The sequence below is a fragment of the Natrinema salaciae genome (genome assembly GCF_900110865.1).
Lineage (GTDB): Archaea > Halobacteriota > Halobacteria > Halobacteriales > Natrialbaceae > Natrinema > Natrinema salaciae.
Window position 1 is genome coordinate 1 of record NZ_FOFD01000008.1, and the last position, 20,689, is coordinate 20,689.

General features: G+C 57.6%; 25 protein-coding genes and 1 pseudogene. 8 read left to right on the forward strand and 18 right to left on the reverse strand.

All coding sequences use genetic code 11. From position 1 onward, the window contains the following. Window positions 1–616, forward strand: a 616-nt coding sequence (locus BMX07_RS21350) for a winged helix-turn-helix domain-containing protein (protein WP_139210983.1), incomplete at its 5' end; no start/stop codon positions are given. 767 nt (window positions 617–1,383) lie between these two features. On the opposite strand, the gene BMX07_RS24000 is transcribed toward BMX07_RS21350, so the two are convergent. From BMX07_RS24000 to BMX07_RS21390, 9 genes are all read right to left on the reverse strand, one after another. After that, window positions 1,384–1,896, reverse strand: coding sequence for a hypothetical protein (locus tag BMX07_RS24000; protein WP_139210984.1), 513 nt, complete (start codon window positions 1,894–1,896; stop codon window positions 1,384–1,386). Window positions 1,897–1,962: 66 nt separating this feature from the next. After that, complete coding sequence (locus BMX07_RS21355) at window positions 1,963–2,871, reverse strand: hypothetical protein (protein ID WP_139210985.1); 909 nt, start codon at window positions 2,869–2,871, stop codon at window positions 1,963–1,965. A gap of 246 nt (window positions 2,872–3,117) precedes the next feature. Then, window positions 3,118–3,501: a PD-(D/E)XK family putative nuclease gene (locus BMX07_RS25340; protein ID WP_090622847.1), complete on the reverse strand. Its 384-nt coding sequence runs from the start codon at window positions 3,499–3,501 to the stop codon at window positions 3,118–3,120. Between the two features lie 166 nt (window positions 3,502–3,667). Then, on the reverse strand, window positions 3,668–4,843 hold the full coding sequence (locus BMX07_RS21365; RefSeq protein WP_090622173.1) for a hypothetical protein: 1,176 nt from the start codon (window positions 4,841–4,843) through the stop codon (window positions 3,668–3,670). Further along, window positions 4,840–5,646, reverse strand: a complete 807-nt coding sequence (locus tag BMX07_RS21370; RefSeq protein ID WP_090622176.1) for a hypothetical protein — start codon at window positions 5,644–5,646, stop codon at window positions 4,840–4,842. Before BMX07_RS21370 ends, BMX07_RS21365 begins: the two co-directional genes overlap by 4 nt. Further along, a complete protein-coding gene (locus BMX07_RS21375; RefSeq protein ID WP_090622178.1) occupies window positions 5,643–6,191 on the reverse strand; it encodes a DUF8063 family protein in 549 nt (182 codons plus the stop codon). The genes BMX07_RS21370 and BMX07_RS21375 overlap by 4 nt, the downstream gene beginning before the upstream one ends. 2 nt (window positions 6,192–6,193) lie before the next feature. After that, window positions 6,194–7,903 (reverse strand): Env/VP5 family phage fusion protein, encoded by a 1,710-nt coding sequence (locus BMX07_RS21380; protein ID WP_090622181.1) that lies wholly within the window; start codon window positions 7,901–7,903, stop codon window positions 6,194–6,196. Window positions 7,904–7,989: 86 nt separating this feature from the next. Further along, the gene (locus BMX07_RS21385) at window positions 7,990–8,520 is read right to left on the reverse strand and encodes a hypothetical protein (protein WP_090622853.1); all 531 of its coding nucleotides are present in this window, start codon (window positions 8,518–8,520) and stop codon (window positions 7,990–7,992) included. 12 nt (window positions 8,521–8,532) lie between these two features. After that, window positions 8,533–8,967: a DUF8023 family protein gene (locus BMX07_RS21390; protein WP_090622182.1), complete on the reverse strand. Its 435-nt coding sequence runs from the start codon at window positions 8,965–8,967 to the stop codon at window positions 8,533–8,535. 86 nt (window positions 8,968–9,053) lie between these two features. On the opposite strand from BMX07_RS21390, the gene BMX07_RS21395 reads away from it, so the two are divergent. Both BMX07_RS21395 and BMX07_RS21400 read left to right on the forward strand, forming a co-directional pair. Further along, the gene (locus BMX07_RS21395; protein WP_090622185.1) at window positions 9,054–9,242 is read left to right on the forward strand and encodes a DUF8053 family protein; all 189 of its coding nucleotides are present in this window, start codon (window positions 9,054–9,056) and stop codon (window positions 9,240–9,242) included. 245 nt (window positions 9,243–9,487) lie between these two features. Then, window positions 9,488–9,748: a DUF7386 family protein gene (locus tag BMX07_RS21400; protein WP_090622187.1), complete on the forward strand. Its 261-nt coding sequence runs from the start codon at window positions 9,488–9,490 to the stop codon at window positions 9,746–9,748. A gap of 11 nt (window positions 9,749–9,759) precedes the next feature. Here the strand turns inward: BMX07_RS21400 and BMX07_RS24005 are convergent, their stop codons facing one another. Further along, window positions 9,760–10,758 (reverse strand): hypothetical protein, encoded by a 999-nt coding sequence (locus BMX07_RS24005; protein ID WP_139210986.1) that lies wholly within the window; start codon window positions 10,756–10,758, stop codon window positions 9,760–9,762. A 955-nt stretch (window positions 10,759–11,713) separates the two neighbouring features. Between BMX07_RS24005 and BMX07_RS21410 the strand changes: the two genes are divergently transcribed. The 4 genes and pseudogenes from BMX07_RS21410 to BMX07_RS21425 all read left to right on the forward strand — a co-directional run bounded on the left by BMX07_RS21410 (window position 11,714) and on the right by BMX07_RS21425 (window position 13,832). Continuing rightward, window positions 11,714–12,049: a hypothetical protein gene (locus tag BMX07_RS21410; RefSeq protein WP_090622196.1), complete on the forward strand. Its 336-nt coding sequence runs from the start codon at window positions 11,714–11,716 to the stop codon at window positions 12,047–12,049. Then, a complete protein-coding gene (locus tag BMX07_RS21415) occupies window positions 12,042–13,127 on the forward strand; it encodes a tyrosine-type recombinase/integrase (protein ID WP_090622200.1) in 1,086 nt (361 codons plus the stop codon). The genes BMX07_RS21410 and BMX07_RS21415 overlap by 8 nt, the downstream gene beginning before the upstream one ends. Before the next feature lie 169 nt (window positions 13,128–13,296). Beyond that, window positions 13,297–13,407: pseudogene (locus tag BMX07_RS25815) on the forward strand (DUF7563 family protein); the annotation flags it as partial. A gap of 179 nt (window positions 13,408–13,586) precedes the next feature. Next, entirely contained in the window at window positions 13,587–13,832 is a 246-nt protein-coding gene (locus BMX07_RS21425; protein ID WP_090622857.1) for a hypothetical protein, read from the forward strand. 123 nt (window positions 13,833–13,955) lie between these two features. Here the strand turns inward: BMX07_RS21425 and BMX07_RS21430 are convergent, their stop codons facing one another. The 4 genes from BMX07_RS21430 to BMX07_RS21445 form a co-directional block, all read right to left on the reverse strand. Then, window positions 13,956–14,348, reverse strand: coding sequence for a PD-(D/E)XK family putative nuclease (locus BMX07_RS21430; protein WP_090622862.1), 393 nt, complete (start codon window positions 14,346–14,348; stop codon window positions 13,956–13,958). A gap of 506 nt (window positions 14,349–14,854) precedes the next feature. Next, window positions 14,855–15,016 (reverse strand): hypothetical protein, encoded by a 162-nt coding sequence (locus BMX07_RS24765; RefSeq protein WP_175480239.1) that lies wholly within the window; start codon window positions 15,014–15,016, stop codon window positions 14,855–14,857. A 345-nt stretch (window positions 15,017–15,361) separates the two neighbouring features. Continuing rightward, window positions 15,362–15,487 carry a hypothetical protein gene (locus BMX07_RS25515; RefSeq protein ID WP_281246989.1) on the reverse strand — a complete coding sequence of 42 codons (126 nt, stop codon included), beginning with the start codon at window positions 15,485–15,487 and terminating at the stop codon, window positions 15,362–15,364. Between the two features lie 101 nt (window positions 15,488–15,588). Beyond that, window positions 15,589–16,563 carry a hypothetical protein gene (locus BMX07_RS21445; protein ID WP_090622213.1) on the reverse strand — a complete coding sequence of 325 codons (975 nt, stop codon included), beginning with the start codon at window positions 16,561–16,563 and terminating at the stop codon, window positions 15,589–15,591. A gap of 344 nt (window positions 16,564–16,907) precedes the next feature. On the opposite strand from BMX07_RS21445, the gene BMX07_RS21450 reads away from it, so the two are divergent. Continuing rightward, on the forward strand, window positions 16,908–18,365 hold the full coding sequence (locus BMX07_RS21450; RefSeq protein WP_090622216.1) for a sulfatase-like hydrolase/transferase: 1,458 nt from the start codon (window positions 16,908–16,910) through the stop codon (window positions 18,363–18,365). A 151-nt stretch (window positions 18,366–18,516) separates the two neighbouring features. Here BMX07_RS21450 and BMX07_RS25520 read toward each other — a convergent pair whose 3' ends face one another. From BMX07_RS25520 to BMX07_RS21465, 4 genes are all read right to left on the reverse strand, one after another. Further along, window positions 18,517–18,648: a hypothetical protein gene (locus BMX07_RS25520; protein ID WP_281246990.1), complete on the reverse strand. Its 132-nt coding sequence runs from the start codon at window positions 18,646–18,648 to the stop codon at window positions 18,517–18,519. Window positions 18,649–18,772: 124 nt separating this feature from the next. Next, on the reverse strand, window positions 18,773–19,015 hold the full coding sequence (locus BMX07_RS21455) for a hypothetical protein (protein ID WP_090622220.1): 243 nt from the start codon (window positions 19,013–19,015) through the stop codon (window positions 18,773–18,775). Between the two features lie 393 nt (window positions 19,016–19,408). Beyond that, the gene (locus tag BMX07_RS21460; protein ID WP_245742187.1) at window positions 19,409–19,783 is read right to left on the reverse strand and encodes a type IV pilin N-terminal domain-containing protein; all 375 of its coding nucleotides are present in this window, start codon (window positions 19,781–19,783) and stop codon (window positions 19,409–19,411) included. Between the two features lie 475 nt (window positions 19,784–20,258). Next, a complete protein-coding gene (locus BMX07_RS21465) occupies window positions 20,259–20,681 on the reverse strand; it encodes a type IV pilin domain-containing protein (RefSeq protein WP_245742188.1) in 423 nt (140 codons plus the stop codon). Window positions 20,682–20,689 lie beyond the last annotated feature (8 nt).

Sequence of the window (20,689 nt, forward strand, 5' to 3'; positions counted from 1 at the left end):
CGACTTCTTCGATGGGCCGGAGTCCGCGCCGTGGGAGTTCGAGCGGCCGACAGGCCGCCGTAACATGCTCCGGCAGCGGTACGAGGATCTCGCGACGGACATCTATCGGGAGGCGCTGAAGGAGTCGACCACGGCCGTCTACGACATCCTCCGGGTGATCGCAGAACACGATGGAGCGAACTACGATACCCTCGTCGAGCGGACGGGGCTCGCGAGATCGACGGTGCGGTACCACGTTCGCCGACTCGCCGAAACTGGCGTTGTCTCTCGCGAGGGCAACCCCGTGATGGTGTTCTTCGTCTCCCGCGTCGTCCTCGAGCGAGCCCGCGAGATCCTCCGCGAAGTCCGCCCGGAGGATACGCCGGAAGACATGGACGAACGGGCTGACGGACGCCGTGAGCGCCGTGAGGAACAGCAGGAGACCAACGACCGGCAGACGGACACGGACGACGAGGAACCCGACGAGAGCACGCACACCGAGACCGAGATCGGCTTCGAGTACCTCGAGCGACTGAGCGCGTCGATCCATGACCTTGCCTCGCTCCGCGATCGCGGGCGGATCGACGATCGCGATGTGAGAGTCCGCGTCGACGAGCTGCCGCCACCGCTGCAGTAGGCCGTCGTCGGTCCGGTTTGCGTCGCCGAATAGCTGCAGCACGCGCGTTCTTTCCTTCGTTTCTTGGCTTCCTACCAGTGAGAATTACATTCCCGATCAGGACAGCCCCTTTTCGAACGGAATACCACTTACACCAAGGTGTTAACGACGACAGTCGGCGAGATTTGGGCCAGTTTCGCCGACTCGAGGGGACAAGAGAACCGGCGAGGTAGCGCTGAATACGCGAAAATTTGGCCGTTTCAGCGGTTGGCGCGGGTATCGGGGTTGCCGGGTACCCCTACGGTAGGTGCCCCTAAGGGGGCAGGGTAATTGCGCGGCGCGCAGAGCGCGCGCCGCGCTGGCGAAAAATTGAGCGGGGCGATATCAGACGTAATAGCGGTGCTACCCTACTTGTAGGATTGAGGGGGACCTCGTTAACCGTGATTGTCGAATATGCCTACAAGGGTTTATCAGTGAAGCCGCGGCCAACCATGTGCAGATGCGACACCCACAAGATGACCTACTGATCGTTTACGCACTATCACTCCTTGCTAGGGAGCATAAAGGAACCGAGAGAGAAGACCGAGCATTGAATCTCGCGGCCGAGATCGCAGATCAACACGGACTAGCAGTAAGTGATGCAATTCGTCAGCTCGAGTAGAGAGTGTTCCCAAGGTGACAGCGCCAAAAATTACAGCGCCCCACCCTGCCTCCGCACGCAGATCTCCAGTTGAAGCACACGAAACAAGGGTCTGGGCATCTACTCCTTCTCACATTTCGAAGCCATATCATATGTTAATAGATATTGATGCCCAAACTAATACTAGGAATACTGTCCAACGATGGCTACGTCCTTGAGCAGTAGTTTTGACCCACTGCTCTACGTCTTCTAACTCAAGAACACGTTCCACTTCAAAACGGTTTTGGAGGAGCTTATGGGTGTTTCCATTGACATCCACCACGAGTAGAGCAGTTTGGTCTGTACGGCTGGCTCCTCCGGGACCGAACCCAATACCTGAACTATTTGAATCATCACTAATTAGAGCTATTTCTACTAAGTCACGATCAACTGAAGTATTGGCTTGTATCGCTTTCTCAAGCTCTCGAAATCCTCGATCACCTGGATGAAGAACACCTGCTTGCATTTCATCATCTAAGTCGTCATCGTCTTCAGACAGAGATTTCAACTCTTCAATTCCCACTTCTGCTCTTTTCCGGTAAAACGAATGTCTTGGATATAAAATGGGAACCACCGCAATAACACCTGAAAGGACTATATTCACTATCTGAAGTATCTCCATCGGTACGAGCATTTCTCCGTATCACATTTCTATGAGTCCGGCGACATTGAAAAAGTCTCTCCGTCGCTATGGTACATAGAAGAACAGCCAATAACTGATACTTCCATAAACACCCATTGTTGCAAGATGGTGTGTGTTTCCTTGGAGGAACCGACTGAGCGATTGAGACCCATATGCTAGATACCAGAACCCAATAAGGTGCCGAACGGCCATAATCGCGGCCAGTAACAATAGACCACCTACTATAGGGAATCCAGTAAACGACAATATCAAGCTCACCGTACTGTATCCCACAGCGAGTATAATTCCGCTTCCGAAAAACATCCGAGCCATACTTGGGTGAGACCGTTCATCCTTGTCCATTTCCTTTACAAAATCATGAAGTGTGTTCCACTTCTCGATGTCCTTTTCAGGAATGACGCCTGGTTCCTTCAAAATAAAGTATGCGAGTTCAAAGTGAAAAGTTGCGAGTCTGGATAGTAACAGACCATGTAACGGATTATCGGTCTCTTCCTTTCCGTTCTGAACGGCCAATCCTTTCGTGAAAAACGCCGAACCCCACCAGATTCGATAGTCTCTAAAAATGAGTTCCTGTAACACTACGATGAGCAAGACCATCACTATCAGTACGGAGGAAACCATGATGGTTCCTGTCGCCCAATCCCCGACTGCACTAAGAACTGTGGTGCTAATCTGAAGAACGCATACGATTGTTAATAACTCAATCAGTCGTAGAGTACCGCTTAGGATTGTCTCTTCTTCGGCGAATTTTCCAATAACCCCCATTCTACGAACGAGAGTTAAAACAAGCAAAGAGAGAGCGAAGAGGGTAATTATCAAGGAGTGTTCTGTTTCTGAACTTATAGAAGTAAGAGTAGCTGTTGCGATTAAGGCTGTGAACGCTATCTCGAAATCAACGGACTCCGGTTGCTCTTTCTCAAATATTAAATCGACTAATCGGTTAGAATCCGCCATCTCTCAGAACATTCTATTCGGACGATATGAATCCCCGCGTTTGTTCTGTATTGGCGCAACTCCGTATTGTCGCTATTCCAATCGTGGAGAGAACTTCCGACATTTACTGAGACAAATCACATCCAGAATGATAGACACAAACGCTGTATTCAGCAAGTCGATCTCGACAGCCTTCAGAGAACCGAGTCTCACCCCGATATCTGTATTACCTGTACTCATTGATGCAGTGGGTTTCTGTTATCTTGATTAGAAAATCGAGTCGATCGAAATCTTCGCCTGTTTGGTTCCGCGGTGATCGCCACCACCGTGCCACCGGAGTAACGGGAGATCACTCAAGCGGACCATCTTATCGCGGAGAATCGTGCACCCGGAGCGCCCGTGCGGCCGGTAGACGACGAAGCAATACCAGCCGTCGCGACGCCGGAGTTTCTCGTGATACTCCCTGTAAACCTTCCAGTTACCGGGCTGACCGTCCGCGTGTTCGTGCATCGTGCTCTTGATCTCGACAGGTGTTCCATTCCCGAATCGCGCATCGTGCCAACTGGCTCGCTCGAGATCGAACCGACGTTTCTCAGCCATCCGTTTCTCGACGGCTGTCCCGAAATGGTTCGCCCGCTTCGAGCGGTTCACGCGGACCACGCGCGTCGAGCGCTGTTATATATACTCCTCCGCTGGCCTCGAGCAGCGTGCCCATCGCTCGCTTCGCTCCCGGTCGGGAGCGAGCGCGGTGGGCTGTGGGCTGTACCTATCCTAAAGGGGGGTCGGTTACGCTTTACAGCTTTCCACCCCGACGCAGTCATGCAATCACCCGCTCGACGGTGTCAACCCAGTCGCGCTTTTCGCCTCCTTCGTCGATATCGTTCCACCAATTCGAGACGGTAGCGTGACTGTAGGGGACGAATTCGGCGGTTTCGCGCGCGGACATCCCCTGTTCTCGGCAGACTTCCATCGTCCAGGCGGCGACCCGTTTCACCTCGTCTTCGGCGATTGCCGGACCGTCGTCCTTGCTCGAGGGAGCGGACCAGGACCAGTCGGCCTCGTCGTTGGTGTGTGGCTCGAAGTCCGCGGGCGGAATGCCGGTGAACGGCCGCGGGTCCACATCTTGGAGCTTCCCGCCGGAGATCCGCTCGGCGACGATCGCCTTCCCCTTGTCGTTGCGATCGGGCTTTTTGATGATCGTTCCGACCCGCCAGAGCATCGGATGGATCGACGACTCGTCGTGACCGATATAGATCAGCATCCCGTTGTACTTGCGGATCTTGAACACGAGCGGCCCCATCAGTTTCCGGACTTTCTGGCCGTCCTCGCCGGTTCCCGAGGCGTTCGTCGAGAACTCGTCACCGACGAACGCCTTCGGTCGCTGCGCGTTCTCGACCGGGTCGCCGTCCTGGCCAACCCACTCTTCGAGGAGGGGATAGTTAGGAATCCAGCCGTCCTCAACGTCACCGTTGTCGCGGACCCAGTCGTCGTTTCGCGGGAGGGTACGAATATTCGAGCCGACGAGGAGATCGCCGTCGACCCACCGATCGCGCAGTTGGAGGAGGAGGCACGCGAGGTTCGTTTTGCCAGCACCCATTTCTCCCAGCACGACGATCACTGGTGCGGGACCGGCGACGATCTCCTGCAGGCGGGTGATCGCCTTGATTCCGGAGAGATCGGCCTGTTGGCTCGGGTCGCCGATATAGTGTTTCAGCGTCAGCGTGTCCCCGTTCTCGAGGGCGTCACGGGCGGTGTGGCTCCCCTCGCCACGGAGGATGTCACGGTTCTTCTGGACGTCCATGTACGTCGCTGCTGCCTTTCCTTCCCAGCGGTCGGGATCGTGGTGGAGCGCGCGGACGGTCATCTGTCGGTCGATCTGTTCGTCGCGGACGAATCCCGAGTGTGGGAGCACTTCGTCGGGATCGCGTCCGAGGTTGTCGTCCTGGTACTCTCGAAAACCGCCGACCGTGTAGTTGTCCTGTTCGTCGCTCATCGGGCAGTTCCTCCGTCGGTTGGCGCTGGCTGTTCTGGCGCTGATTCGTCCGCTGTTACGGGTGTGCGCGGGCCGTGGTCCTCGGTGTAATCGTCGACGTACTGTGTGATGTCCTTGATCTCGTCGATGTCACTATCTTCGGCGTTTTGCTTGGCCGCATCGAAGCGTTCCTTCACGGCCGTGCGCGGATTCATCATCCCGCGTTCGTCGGCCTCTGCCTCCTCGTTGACCACGTCGCGCTGGATTTCGAGACCCATCTTCGAGATCCTACCTCGGAGTCGATTGTACTCGAGAAAGGCGTCGACTAGGTCGCCGTGAACGTCCTCGAGCATGGCTTTGATCGTGATGAGTTTCGAGTCAGCGAGTTGGCTGAAGTAGCAGCCGCGGACGACGAGCTGGTCGGTGTCTTCGTGGTAGGTGAACTCGCGGACTTCGAAGGCATCACCGTCGTTGCAGTGATACGGCGAGGGACCTTCGACGGTCTTCTCTTTCCAGACTTCGGGTGCGACGTAGAGCTTTCGGCGGGTGTCGTCGACGCCGTTGATGTGGTATACGGTCTCCATTCGTCGGTTTCGGAGCTTCCGAGCGCCGGTGACGAAGATCGCGATCAGCGGCGGCCCCAGGAGGATCGCCGCTGCGAACCAACCGAAGACGATCGGCGGGATGCCGGGGACCGACGGCCGAATCCAGAGGATCGCGACGCCGACCGAGAACAGTACGGCGAAGACGAGAAGCTGTGCTTCGGCGACGACGTAGGTGACGCGGTCCTTCCAGTTCGCGAACGTGCCGCTTGTGTCGCTCATGCCTCGACCACCCCGGTTTCTTCGGAGCGAACGACGTACCAAGCTCCGAGTGCTGCACAACTGACGGTCATGGCAACGCCGGAGAACAGCCCCGTTTCACCGCCGAAGTGACGGAACGGGTTCGACTCGGTCACGCCGGTCGAGACGATCGCGCCGGTGCCCTGCTCGAGGGACTTCCGTGTGGAGATCGCGACGGCGGCACCGTCGCGATCGGCGACGACGAAAGTGACCGTCTGGGTGCCCCGGTCGAGCTCACGTTCGGCGTAGTTGAAGCTCGTCGTTCCCTCGTCGAAGGCCCCCGCCTCGGTGAGCGAGATCGTGGTCGGTTTGTCGGCCTCGATCTCGAGGGAGAATCGGCCGGGTGCGTAACTCCAGTCGATAACTCTCGTCTGGTTGTCGATCGTCTGCACCGAGTCGTCCGGGGCCTGTGCGACCGTCTCGTTGGTGACGTTACCGTCTTGCGCGGCGACTGGCCCAACGCCCATGCCCATGCCCATCGCGAGCGCCACTGCTGCAACCGTGGCAACAATGAAAAACCGGCGCATGGTCAGTTCCCCATCCCCGGAATAGCGTCCGTCACGATGCCGACGACGGCAAGCACGACGACACCGATGATACTGAGTCCGAGCCACTGACCGCCGCCCTCGAGTCCGAATCCGTCGGGTAACAGCGGGCCAGGGCCGTTATTTCCGCTCTCCTCAATAACCACCTCGATCGTCTGTTCCCGAGCCTGTTTCTCACTCTCTCGATTCTCGCGGAAAATCTCCTGCGCATCTGAGGGATCCGTATCGCTAGTGACGACGTCCCGAGCTTCGAACGGAAGCACGTTGCCACCTCCGTTAGTTCCCTCAATCGTGAACGGCGTTGTCAAGTGAACGACCTCACCGACCATATTGCCGTCCGAGTCCTCGTACTCCAAAGCCATGTAGAAATCTCCGGGGTAGCTGTCAGGGAAGATCTGAGACCCGACAGGAAGCTCGTTGCCCTGAACCTCATCGGAGATCGACCATGCGAGCTTCCCGTCGACGGTCACCACACCGTCATCAGGCAGGTCCGTGGCGTTGTCAGTGCTGTTGTTATCGGTCGTGTTTCCGTCGGTCTCGTTGCCGCCGCCGTCGGGAGTCTCAACCTCCGACACGTCGAACGAAACACGGCCAGGCTCAACTGCCTCAGAGAGACCCAACGCTCGGAAGTACAGCGCCGCCTCTTGCCACGACTCAGCCTCAGCAACCACGTCCAACATCGCATCGGTAGACAGCATCTCAGCCACAGACAGATCGCCCGCCGAGATACCGTCATAATGGGTATCGAGCAGGGCATCGATCTCGTTCATCACACCATTGTAGCCGTCCCCAATCTCAGCGAGCACGTCAGCGTACTCATCAGCGTTCGCGATCGGCTGCCGACCATCCACGTGATCAAGATCGTAGTCGTCGGCGTTGACACCGTCGTAATCAGCAGGGTCAGGCTCCTCGATCCCGACGACGACGAAGTCGTACGACGAGCCCTCATAGTTGCTGGTGCCGGGAGTGTTGAACACGTTCCACTCGATTTCGTTATCGGTGGTCCCACCGGTCTGGTCCTTATACATGACGGGCACTGTTCTGCCGTCATGCAACTCCTCCTGCTGCTCCTGCAGGTCGCCATGGTTTTCGGGGTTGCTGTGGGTTTGACCGGTGTACGGGTTCCGGGTGTAGAGCACTCCAAGATCGATCGCAGACTGGATAATTCCCTCTGAGATGGAATTAACACGGGTCGCGATCGACTCCTGGGGCACAGCGAACCTTTCACCGATAGCATCCTCTGCAGCAACTCGAGCCTCCGAACGGCTCGCACCAGTTGCGACAGACTCGTACATCGTCATAATAGCCGTCTCCCGGACGGCATCCTGCAGATTCCGAGCATCGCGTTTGAGCGATGCCAGCAGTTCGGGGTCGCTAACCTCGTAGATCTCTTGCGCCTCGTTGTAGATCCGTAAATGATCCTCAAACGCAAGCGGGTCTTGCACGCCCTCGATGTCCGACCCGTGGTAGCGACCTGCGATGTAGCTTGCAGCAGCCAGCGCAGCGACACCCACCAAAAGGTGAGGAAACGCAGCCGCGCGGCCGATCGGCGAGTAACGGGGGACGATTCGGTCAACGGCCACCGGGGCCGCGACCATCGTCCCGCCCGCAATCGCCGCGCGCTTGAACAGCCCGCGCCGAGTCATGCTCGAGCCGGCCGCGTCCAACTCGGTGGGCTGTGGGCTTTGGGTCATTAGAGCACCCCCGCAGCGATCGCCGCGTCCCTGTACAACTCAGCGTCCATCCTGTCAGAAATTCCCAAATTCATGGTTTCACCTCGTTAGTCCCGCATCGTGTACACAGCCGTCCCGATCACCGCGAGACCGATCACGCCGAGGCCGACGAGCATCCCGTTGCCTTCGAGCCCGCCGCCGCCGACCACGCCGCCGAGGAACCCAGAACTGTCTTCGATCGACGCGGTGTCGACCGTCGCGGGTCCGGTGACGGTCACTCGGTACTCGTTGCCCAGCTCTAGACCAGAGTCCGTTTGGTTGAACTCGGCCTCGGTCGTGTTGCCCGGATCGGACGGGATGACGCCCTCGAAGGCGATCGTGGCGTTCGCGGGGTCTGCCGCGTACTCGGTCTCGTTGTAGAACACGACCGCCGCGGAGGTATTCGCGGGGTCGGTGATCGATTCGTTCCAGTCAACCGAGACGGTGATCGGCTCGGTGTCGTTGGTGAGCTTAACCGTCTCGTTCGTGGTGTACTCGCCAGTCTGTGCGCCACCGATTCCTGCGAGTCCCGCGGTCACCACCGCGGCGAGCAGTAGCACAAAGCCGATTCGTTTCACCGTCGACGAGTGGTCGTTCATATCCCGAACCACCTACTTGTAGGCGATGAGGTAGAAGCCGGCTCCGTTGAGAAAGACCATGAACCAGCCCAGCGGCCACGTCGACTCGAGGGTGACGGCGACGGCCGGCACGAGCGCCGAGAGGATGTTCAGGATGAACATCAGCAGCAGGACGACCGTTTCCATGTCGGTGTAGTCCTCGATGGTCGTCTGACCGTTCGTGACCCAGGCCGTGACGACCGTGACGATCGAGACGACGAAGCCGTAGGTAATCTCGGTGCCGTGCGATGAGTACAAGACGCCGGCAAAACCCGTGTTGAACGGCTCGTTCAGACTGAACGTACCAACCGCGGCGACGGAGAACGTCGCGAGTACGAACAGCGGAGCGAGCACGCTGTCGATCAAGTCAATTCCGTCTTCACGCCGTACCGCGTTCGGCACAGCGTTTTGTGGCAGGCTAAGTGCCATACGGCCGATCGTCAACCCCACCCGTCTAATATTTCAGCTATTTGGGTAGTCATTAAGTATAATAGGTAACGAGTTGCCCGCCGGATATGGCGATTCGAAAACTGCAGGAAGTCGGTGGCGGGTCGACTGGTGTGACCATCCCGAAAGACGATCTCGTCCTCGAGGAGGTACTCGACAAGGACGGGCAACTCGATGGGGACTATCATGCTCATGTCAACTACGAGGGCGAAGGAGAATGGACGCTGAAGCTCATCGAGTTTGATACCGACGAATGAGAAAATCCACCGAAACCGGGTCTTTGAGACTGACCCCTTGGGGTCGCACTCAGATGTATCGGGAGACCTCGATGTATGCACCCTGCCGTGGGCGATGGGCTCGTGAGGTGCATAGAATCGGGGCCGATCCGGCCAGTCTCCGCCGTGATCACGCTGGGCCCCCGACTCCCATTCATAAAGCATCGACCGGCCGCTCACCTGCGAGCGACGCGAATCGACCCCCAGTGCATACCCTCGCTTAAACCATGACCAAACGCACCAGCCTGAAGCTCACCGATGAACGCCAGCGAAAACTCGACCGCGCGAGCGCGATCGTCGCAGAAGACGAGTACGATGACCCACCGATGTCCGTCGTTATCGATGCTGCACTTACGCATTTAGTAGAGAGTAAGCAGAACATCGACGATGCCCGTGGCGAATTCGATCCCGAGACGATCCAAGCGATCGCAAATACGTCAGTTATCGGACTTCATTATCGGACATCGATTGAAAGTAAGTGGCGATGATAACAAGTCGATCATTCACCACTCTCATCTAAATGAGTGTGGAGTATATCGAATTTGTTCATTAGATCGTCTCTGGCACACGATAGTATATTCTTGATTTCAAACCTCAAATCTTGGTTATATTCAATAACATTCACTAATTCATTAATCTCGCTCTCATATTGAGGGTCGGATCTTAATTCAAGTAGAAATTCAGAATGTCTCTCAAATATATTTTCTGGGCTAATCTCGATTTCTCGTTGAGTATAAGATCCCTCTGGATATTCTTCAGTATATATTTTAGGTTCTAAATCAGGTTCGGACTGTGTAGCTTTCAATATTAAATTTGATAGTTCTTGGGAGAAATCATCAACAACCTTACCGGGGTTATCTGGATAGGCATCATTCCAATTTCGTCCACCAAAAGCTTGTTCTCGATCTATTTTCTCTCCTGCATCATCCAATTGAGATATAAATTCATCCCTCTCTTCATCAGGTAGTTCGTTGTAAAATTTGTTCGGAATCTCTTCAGAAATGTCGCTAACAAGTGAACTCCTTTTTTGAGTATACTCTCTCCAATTTTCGTCATACGATTCCAGCTTCCCGTATATCTCTGTCTCTGCCTCTAATTCGATATCTACAATTATATGTTCTGGAACAGTTGATGAAACCGAACTTGGTGAAATTTCGGGTATTGGTGTGAATTCTCCATCTGTTTCGATAGTGTACCTATCCTGATCACGAAGCTCCTCGATTAAGCTATCGAATCCATCAATAATTAATACAATGACCGCATCACGTCGCTGTTGCTTTTTTGTCTCCTGAACCATATCTTTGGATGAGCTTACAGACAAATACGTTAGAGTCACTAACACTATGGTTGCAGTTGCAGTCACAAAACTTGTGAGAGCCGGGATAAAGTCAACAAGAGCTACGGTATTGTATGAAATATAAAGAAAATAAGCAGTAATAGACCAGATAATGGATAGAATCAAAAAACAAAACCCCCACCCTATTTTCGCCGTGTCCATATGTCATAAACGAACTTCCGCCAGATAGTAATATGTATTCCCGACTTCTAATCACTAGTCGGTTTTCATCTCAAGAACTAATCTTCAAGATTATTTGCACTAAACTCACCATCAAGGTACGCGCAACCTTGGTCAGTGATCCACCAGACGTACGTTCGTCCCGCTTCCTTCGATCCGAGTAGGTTAGAGTCAGCAAGTGGATGTAATCGTTTCAGAATACCTGAGTTAGAGAATCCGAATTGATCTGCTGTTTCTGCTGTGGTTACTACTGGGTCTGGAGACTTTGCTACGAACTCCAAAATCTGCTTATCATCCACGGTTTCCTCCCGGCCTGCCATTGCCGATTTTGGCGTAACCCAGCCTCATATTATCATAGGGTTTATGGTCCCTATTTGGAAATTGGTTCATATATGGAAATTAATTTCCACATAAGAACTAAGTGGTTTCCATATAGAAACTGATTCAGCGGAAGTCAGACGGACCCACCGGTACCCGGTCAGGTCCTCGAGAGAAATGCGGACCCGGTGTTTGGGCACCGGCCCGCCTGGCTTCCGTATCCAGACTACGGAAGCATGCACTTGCACGACGCTACGGGGAATAAAGCCCCCGATCGACCGCATAGCGCGGCCCACGGCCCACAGCCCACGGCCGCCTCGAGTAGTTTCGGAATCAGTTTCGGAAATAACCAAACCGGACATCAGTGCCCGCGAGAAGGGTTAATTCATGGATTCCTGAATTTTCGGAAAAACGGAAATTGCGCACCGACGACTAAGGCAGTTGGAAAGAGACAGTACGACCGACCGACGGACAGCAGCCGTGCGCGCCCCCGGTCCTACACAGTGGCGCGCACGGTGAGTCCGCGGTCCCACTACAGTGAGACCATGCCCGAACTAGCACGCTACCACGGTAAGAGTACCGGCAGCTGTAACTGTACTAACACGCTCGAGGTGGTTCGATGAGCGACGAGTTCCTCGCCCTGGAGGCGCAACTCGAAGTTCTCGAGCGCCAGGCCGACGTGGCCGAACGGCAGACTGCGGCTCTCGAGGCGATCGCGACCGAGATGCGGTACCAGAACGCGGTCCTCGTCGAGATGGTCGCCTGCCTCGACGACCTCTCGGCTCGCGTCGACGAGCATCACATGCCGGACCACCAACCGCACGATCGGTCCGGCCCCGCGCTGCAGACGTGGATTCAGGACCGCCTTTTCGAGCGCGATCAGCTTGAGGACGAGCGCCCCGAGTTCTGCTGGGGCAACCCGGAGAACTGGGACGGTGGTGATCACGATGAGTGACGATCTCGAGCCGATCGCACCGCGCGAAGCGGTAGACATGTGGATCGATCGCCTCCAGTCCACGCGGGCCGACGAGACACTCAAGAGCTACCGCTACCGTCTGAAGCCGTTCCTCGAGTGGTGCGAGAAAGAAGGGATTGACAACCTGAACGATTTGACGAGCCGTGATGTCTTCCGATTCGACTCGACTCGTCGAGCTGATGGACTGAAGGTATCGACCCTGAACAACCAGATCGGGACGCTCAAGCAGTTCATTCAGTTCTGCGAGCGGATTGACGCTGTGGAACAGGGACTACCCGTAAAGGTCGAAGTACCACCCGTCGAACTGGCCGATCGGGTCAACGACGAGCTGCTACCTGCTGAGCGCGCCGAGGCGATTCGAGAGAAACTCCACCGCTACGAGCGCGCGTCACGACGGCAAGCCATGTTCGAACTGCTGTGGCACACTGGCTGCCGACTCGGTGGGCTTCGCGCGCTCGACCTCGGGGATTGTTTCTTCGACGAGTCCGACCTCGAGCGACTTCGCCATCAGGACGACATTGATTCGGAGGCGCTCGAGGCGGTCGAACTGCCGTTCGTGTATTTCCGGCACCGAGAGACGACGCCACTGAAGAACAAGCGCGAGGGCGAGCGGCCAGTGGCGATCGACCAGGAGGTCGCGGACCGCATTCAGGATTACATCGACGTGAACCGAGTCGAGAGGGTCGATCCGGACGACCGTCGGCCGCTATTCACGACGGAAAAGGGAGATCGCCCGCGAGTATCGAAGTCGAGTATCCGGCGGGAGATCTACATCATGACCCAGCCCTGTCAGTGGGGTGGTTGCCCGCACGGCCGTGATACGACGAACTGCGAAGCCCTGAAGCATGGGCGCGAGGCGCGATGTCCCTCGAGCCGATCGCCCCACCCGATTCGGACGGGATCGATCACGCACATGCGTGACGAGGGCTGGCCGCCGGAAGTCGTCGCGGAGAGAGTGAATGCAACCCCTGAGGTGATCAGGGAGCACTACGACCACCCCGACCCGATTCGGCGGATGCAGTCCCGTCGGGAATTTCTTACGGAGGATTCAGAATGATTCGAACGGCTGATCGGATCTACGTGCGCAAAAAGCGAATCGATGACCTCGGCGGTCCCACTCGAAACTATCCAAGTGTTCAACTCCTAGCGTCTCAACCCCCTGAGACGGCCGAAAATCCAATTCTCGCTTTCGGTATATTTCCGGATAGTGTATATGTTTCTCAGGGGTGGTCCGCGTGACGGTTGCGCCGTGGCCGTCAGTGGACTGCTCGACGTGCAAGCACTGCGGTGCTCACATCACTGACCGATTCCATCGAGTCTTCGGTGACGACGACGATCTCACCCTCGAGCAGTCATGTTCGATGTCGAGACTGAAATCGGTGCCATCACTAATTAGCTCTGCTATGTATTCGAGATCCACATGAATGAAATCGCCGCTCGGTAAGACTGCAAACGTATCAGGCGATCCTGTAGAACAAGCCACATATTTATGTGGATAGGATACCCAATGATATCCATGGCGTACAACCAGCAGAGCGTGTTCGGTGTTCCGTCAACGTGGGAGGAACTGAACGCCAATGCGATAGAGCTGCTCTTCACCGTGACGCTGCTTATCGGGGCGGCGTCTTTCGTTTTGATGGCCGGTGGAGACCCTGAAACGATGGCATTGGTCGCACTGACCGGGGTCACAGTCGTTCTTCTCGGGACGGCTCTGGTTCGATTCTCTGAGTATCTTCGAACGACTGAGTCGTCCTCCTTCTGAGGGGACAGGGACTCGAGCTACCACTGCAACGCGGCGGTAAGTCATTCTCCTGTACTGAACGCGGGTTTCACCTATACTTCGCGATTCAGTGGATCGTGGGTAAGATCCAGAACCCACACTCTATTATCCGGCGTCGAAAATGGAGTCGATCGAGATCTTCGCCTGTTCGGTCCCGCGGTGATCGCCACCACCGTGCCACCGGGGTAGCGGGAGATCGCTCGAGCGGACCATCTTATCACGGAGGATCGTGCAACCGGAGCGCCCATGTGGTTGGTAGACGACGAAACAGTACCAGCCGTCGTGCCGCTGGAGTTTCTCGTGATACTCGCGGTAGACCTTCCAGTTGCCGGGCTGGCCGTCCGCGTGCTCGAGCATCGTGCTCTTGATCTCAACAGGTGTTCCGTTCCCGAATCTTGCGTCGCGCCAGCTCGCCCGCTCGAGATCGAACCGACACTTTTCGGCCATCCGTTTCTCGACGGCGGTCCCGAAGTGGTTCGCTCGCTTCGAGCGGTTCACGTGGCCCACGCGCCTCGCGTGCTGTTATATCCACCGCTGGCCTCGAGGCGCGCGCCCATCGATCCTACTCGAAATTATCTAAGTGTTCAACTCTTAGCGTCTCAACACCCTGAGGCGGCCGAAAATCCAATCCCGGTTTTGGTATATTACCACACGGTCGACAGGCTATTCGGCGGTGGTCGGTGTGACGGTCGCACCGTGGTCGCCGGTCGATTAGTCGGCCACCTCACTATCCGTACGCGCGACTGCGCCGTGGCTCCGCCGCTGGCGTCGTCGCGGCTGACCCAGATTCGGAACCGTCCCTCGGATGCCCTAAAGGTAAGGCCGATGCGCGACGAGTTCGTCCCGGAAAGTCGGCTGTACGATGTCGAGCGTCGGACGCCCATCGTCCGTCCACCCAAACCGACCGACGAGGACGTTCGTCGTGCGCTCGAGAATCGAGAACAGGGGCGTTCGAGCCGACGGTGGGATCGACCGCGGTTCGAGCGTGACGACGCGGACGACACTCACTCGGAGGAGTACTCTTCTTCCCTGGCCACCGCTTCGGTGGCGACGAATCCTGCCAGCTTCTTCTTTGGATGGTCGTGGAGCAGGTGTTCTTCGAGCTGTTCGCCGTAGCCGATTTCGTCGTGACACACAGGGCACTCGAAGGCGGTTTTCGTTGCCATGGAGTGGTCAGAACTCTCGCAGGCAAAAAGCAATAGCTGGCAGTTTCACGCTCGAACGATCGAATTCGATCGGCAGTTCGGGCAACGGCGTACGTCCTGACGTCGGTTCGGGGTTGCACGCGAACGGAGGCAGCATCCCGCCGTGGGAGATGAGGTCGCGGGGTGTGGAGAATCAGCGCTGCCCCGACCGGCCCAAGCGTGGTCTCCACGGGAGGCCGGCCGCGTTCAGACGGGATCGACCGGTCGTTCTCCCGCGAGCGGGATCGGTCAGTTCGCGTCGGCGAGTTGCTCGAGCGTACCGACCACTCTGTAGAGCAGATACGTCACGGACAGTCCGACGCCGGTCTAGACCCACGAGAGCACGACCCCTCCGTCGTTCAGTTGGCCGCTGGCAACGAATCCGATACTCGTGAAGACGACCAGTATCCCGGCGACGACCTCTCTGCTCTCGAACTGCTGATCGGAGGGCATGCGCCCTATTACTCAATCATCCGTCATTATCGTTTCGAAAATTTCGGCGGCCGCCGTGAATCGTCGAGTCCGTGGTCCCGAATCACGGCGTCCCGGTGCGATCAGTACTGGTTTCGTTCCGTCTCGTATCCTCGCTCGAGCGTCGTGACGGCGTTGGTCGCGGCGGCCGCTTCGGTGGTTCCGAACCCGAGCGCGACCTGCCACCCGGCGGCGTCCGCGGTTCCGATGTAGTTGCCGAACGCGACGTCGATCGGGCCGTCGTTGGACTCGTTGCTGTCGAGCCAGCCGTCGCCGTTTCGGTCGCGCCAGTCCGGGTGGTCGTTCTCGTCCTCGCCGTAGACGTCCTCCCAGGCGCTCTTTTCGGTGCCGTCGGTGCGGCCGATGCGCCGTCCGTCGAAGGTCCGCTGGTCGCCCGCGCAGTGGCCGACGGCGACGTGCCACTGGCCGTCACGGGCGACGACGAGGTCGTATCCGTCGCGATCGGTGACCCAGGCCTCGTTGTCGCCGTCGCCGAGCACCGGATTCCACAGCGTGTAGATCGTCCGCTCGTTGTCGCCGAACGCCGTCTCGTAATCGTCACCGTAGATGTCCTCGTCGGGCCAGAAAAAGGAGATCTCGGTGTCGATCAGGACCGCCGGCCGATCGCGGACGACCAGCGCGCGCTGTTCCACGTCCCCGACGTAGTACGTGCCGCCGTAGAGCGATCGGCCGCCGAACGCGTCGATCTGGGCCCACCCGTCGATCACGACCTCGGGGCTGTCGGTCGCGCGCTCGACGGTGACGTTCCGCCCGTCGTCTCGCAGGTTCGCCGTGTTCTGTTCGCCGTCGTCCCAGACGAACGTGTGCAGGTCGGCGATCCGGAGCGACTCGTCGATGGCACCGATGTTCTCCAGAACCCCGCCCGTCGTGTCGCGGTGATCGTGTTGACGCGCCGTCACCCGTCCGCCGTACGGGCCCGTCGCCGTAACGGAGCCCGAATCCGCCGAGACAGTGTTCGCGCCCGCGACGACCCCGGCACCGAGGACTCCGCTGACGCTCGCTCTCAGCATCGACCGTCGAGTGAATCTCCGTGTCATCACGTAACCCAAGCCCGCCCAGAATAATAAAATATTTGATGTTTTTGCAATGAATGTTTGTTATGGTAATTGTTTATGGAGAACGTGTCGCGACCTGTCAGCGACGCCGATTCTCGAGTCGCTCCTCGGCTGTGAGCGCCGCGATTGCTGCGTTACTGCGCCCTGTCGTTACCGGGAGCATCGTTAGGATCATTTGAGAAATTCTATGAGGTGTTCTCTACCCCATCGACAATTAAAAATTCGTTCTAACACACATCATATTAGGACCTAAATATGAGATTATTTATAAATAAAGAAGTATTTATATGCAATTTTCCTTCTAACTACGACTCACATAAGTACTTATGAACTCGAACATTCTTCTGATAATCCTCGATAGTACCAGAGCGAGAAACACGAGTCTTCACGGGCACGACAACAGAACGACGCCATTTCTGGAGGAATTTGCGGAGTCTGCGACGGTGTACGAGCAAGCACGGGCACCGAGTATCCATAGCATCGCCAGTCACGTCAGTATATTCACTGGACACCACGTCGAAGAGCACCGATTGACCGAGCACGAATCGAATATCGATCCGAGCCACACGATCTGGGACTCCCTTTCGACGGAGTACGGGCATCGAACCGGTCTATTCACCCCGAACACGGTACTGACACACGCATCAAATCTGGCAGACTGCTTCGAAACGGTCGACGCAGCGTCCGTCACGGGAGACAAATCCACCTCGAGTGACCGACTGTTTACGGACGCATTCGACCCAGTCGACCGAGCAACCAGGGAGGGTATAGCGGGGAACCTCCGGCGTTGTGTCGAAGACGATTTCCCCGTTCGTTCCTTCGCGAACTGCGTCAATCGATTGTACCAGGATTACAAGGAAGGCGACGATTTCGATCGCCAGATCGAGCCCGCGTTCGGGTATGCAGATTCCTTTCTCGAGTGGAGCAGCGACTGCGACGGCCCGTGGGCCGCGTGTTTGAACTTCTTCGATTCGCACTATCCCTACTATCCGCTGGAAGAGTACGACAGATGGGGCGGTGACCGACTGCGCGAGCTACACGACAGCCTGTCCGGTGCGATCGCGCCGGAATTTCTCAGCGATCGTCCGTGGGGTGAACTGCGTGCCCTCGAGGCGCTGTACGACGGCGGAATCCTCCAGGCCGATCAGGCCGTGAAGTACATCGTCGAGGCGCTCGAGGAGCGAGGCGACCTCGACGACACCCTCGTCGTCGTCACCAGCGATCACGGCGAGGGGTTCGGTGAGCGGAGCCTCGTCGAACCGGGCGTTCGGATGGCCGATCACAGCTGGGGGATCCACGAGGTGCTCACTCACGTTCCGCTCGTCGTCAAGTATCCCGGGCAGCAGACGGCACGGCGCTACTCCGACGTGGTCAGCCTCACCGAATTCCCCGAGGCGGTTACAGCATCGATGAACGAGAACTGGATCGGCGATCCCTTCGTTACTGACGAGCCCGTGGTCGCCTCGACGTACCGTCTCCTCGAACGGCAGGCGGAGAAGCACGCCGACTGCGAGAATATCGATGCGCACCTCGGTCCGTGGCGAGCCGTCTACGAGCAGGGAACGGCGGACGTCGTGACGAAGTTCGTTCGGCGACAGGACTCGACGGCGACGATAGAGATCGAGACCGCGCAAGCGAGTACCCTGGTAGCGGCGGACGACGGCGGTCGGGTCCAAGAGGTCTTCGATACGTTCGAACCCGTTTCCCTAACCGACGACGAAGCGGTCGGGCAGGCCTCGGCGGCGGTGGAAGAGCGACTCGCCGACCTCGGGTATATGCGCTAGCGTTCGGTCCCGACCTCGAGCGTCCCCATGGAACGGGGACGGGGAGCCAACGGCCGGACGCTACCGGACGTGCTGGTCGGCGCGGGTGCGCCGCGACACGGGAGTCCCGTGTCCCGTCCGAGGACTGTTTTCGGGACGGTCCCGAGCCGGCTCAGAAGACGACGTCCCAGACGTGCTCGCAACGGTCGCACTCGAAGGTGATGCGCAGCCCGTGCTCGGTGATCCTGCGGTCGATCACCGCACAGGGGGCGGACAAACACGCCGGGCACGGAGTGTCGTCCATCTACTAGAGAGCGGGTCCGAGGGTGATAAGGTGCACTCGACAGCCGACTGTCGCGATCGCTCACCGCCGGGTTCGGCGGCGAGCCGAGCGCTCGAGCGGCCGGCGAGGACGCGAGGCCGCGGCGCTAGTCGCGCTCGAGGGTGCCGGGGACGACGGGGCAGCCGCAGGGGGAGGCGGTCCCCTCGCCGGGGCCGATCGCGGAGACGACCCAGACGGTGCGGCCGCACCGCGGACAGTCGGGGAGCGCGGACTCGAGGCAGTCCATCGGCCCGTCGGCGAGGTCGTCGGGGTCGCCGCGCTCGCCGCGCTCGGCCGCGGAGTCGCGGCTCCCGCTCGAGGCCCGCGACGCGTCGCCGTCGTTACTCATCGTGGCCTCCGGCGGGGGCTCGAGCGACGCCGATGGTCGGAGCCGCGGCTGGTGATTCGAGTTGATTCCACTGTCGTGCGGGACGTTTATATTTGGGTAGGATGTACGCGAACATGGCTTTCGTTCCCTTCTCGGGATTGGAAGCCAAGTCTCGGGTGGTTCCAGCACCCGGGGCGTTTCAACGCGCGCCCCCTCGCAACCGGTCGGAGACCGACTTCCGATTGCAGCATTCTCACGAATTACCTTATATCTAATGCTAACAGCCGATAAGATATCCGTCGCTGGCTGTAAACTGTCGAATCCAGAACCCGACAACTAACGTGTGATGTCGATTGGCTCGGAGAGAAACGACTCACCCTCCACTGTCCGCCAAAATCAGAGAGAATGCGGCAGTTATGCCGTCGTAGCTTCGCCGATCTCCACGCGGGCATCTGCTCTGTCGATCGTCGAACCGGACCCCGTCGGCACGCTGCCCTGATACGCGTAGACCGTGTACGTAACTCCCGACTGAAGGTTACCACTCGTGGAGAAATCCTCGCTGGCACCGGTGTTGGAGAGCGACGAACTCTTGGCGTCGATTTCGCCGGTGCCTGTATTCACGAACGCGACTCCGTCGACCTGATCGCCACCACCGGTCAGTTCGACGGTTATCGTCGAACTCTCGTCGCCTTCGACGTCAGCGCTCGCACTCAGCGTGTTACCGCCGATCGACATGTCCAGTACGAACGCCGCAATGACGGCCGCGAGAATCACGGTGATCGCGACCATCAAAATCACACCGATGACGGGTGACACTGCGCGCTCTTCTTCCGCCCCAATCAACTTCTGCCGAATCGATTTGCCATCTAGCATTGGTCTCACACACCGGCCGTTCGCGGTGAGAAATTCTCGAGCGGTCGTGTACCCCCCACCGAAGAGAGACAGTAGACCCGCTCGTCGGATCTGCTTTCTCGCCGTCGTTGCCTGATGCTATCAGCACAAGTCCGATGCCAGTACATATAGGTAAAACATAGTGTATTTTAGATGTTCAACGGAAGATTCAGACTCGAGAATCAGCGGCTGCTATCCCCCGTCCAACAGGTGCTTGAAGCATGCCGTCTTCCGATTAGCGACGAAATGTGGGTATTGGTTGGACGATTTCGAATCCGAGACTCATCCACAGGAGAGTAGATTGACTCTATCTATCCTTCTGCGCTTTTTCGCTAAAAATAGAAATGCGATCCGAAATCCGTCAGAGAGTTATTTACGTGAGCGTGAACTCTCCGACCTTCACTGATGCGTCAGCAGCGTCTAACGAGTCACCGCCACTGAGGTCAGTGTCAACGGCCCAAACCTCGTAATCGGTGTCCGTGAACTGACCGGCACCACTAAGGAAATCATCGTTGTCATTACTGCCAGTAACTGAGTGGACGGTGTAGGATGCTCCCGTGTTTGCCTCCTCAGTTGTGCCAGTTGGAGTACCACCGTCAGCATTTGCAACCGAACCAGATCCTGCTTCCACAAGCACGAGGTAGTCCGCGTTTCCACCGTCATTAACAGACAGCTCTACAGTGTCGGTTCCACTGGCAGAAACGTCGACCGACGCCTGCACGGTGTCGCCGCCCGGCGTCATGTCCAGCACGAACGCCGCGATGACGGCCGCGAGGATGACCGTGATGGCGACCATCAGAATGA